Source organism: Paenibacillus sp. GQ49 (genome assembly GCF_059759055.1).
The window spans coordinates 1-341 of the sequence record NZ_JCAXEL010000058.1; the positions used below are offsets into that span (position 1 = coordinate 1).

The 341-nt window shown below is 44.3% G+C and carries 1 protein-coding gene; it reads left to right on the forward strand.

The features are described from left to right. Positions 1–21: 21 nt before the first annotated feature. On the forward strand, positions 22–341 hold a 320-nt coding region (locus AC6CIF_RS31920; protein ID WP_498202758.1), incomplete at its 3' end, for an IS3 family transposase.

Sequence of the window (341 nt, forward strand, 5' to 3'; positions counted from 1 at the left end):
TGGCTCTTAAAGTTAGCTGCGGTGTCTCGCTCGGGCTATTACAAGTGGAGAAAAAGCATACCAGCGGCAAAAGAACGTAGACACAAACAACATGAATTGGAGTCGCATATGCTTGCGATCCATCGCGCACATCCCTATTATGGTTATCTTCGAATGACGGTAGCTTTACGAAAAGAAGGCCTTAGAGTCAACCACAAAAAGGTGTATCGATTAATGAAACAATTAGGAATCTCTTCTGTCATTCGAAAGAAGCGTCGATTCTTTGGAAAACAAGCTTCTGTGGTGAATCCGAATCGACTTCAGCGCCAGTTCCAGACGGATACGCCATGTACTAAACTGGT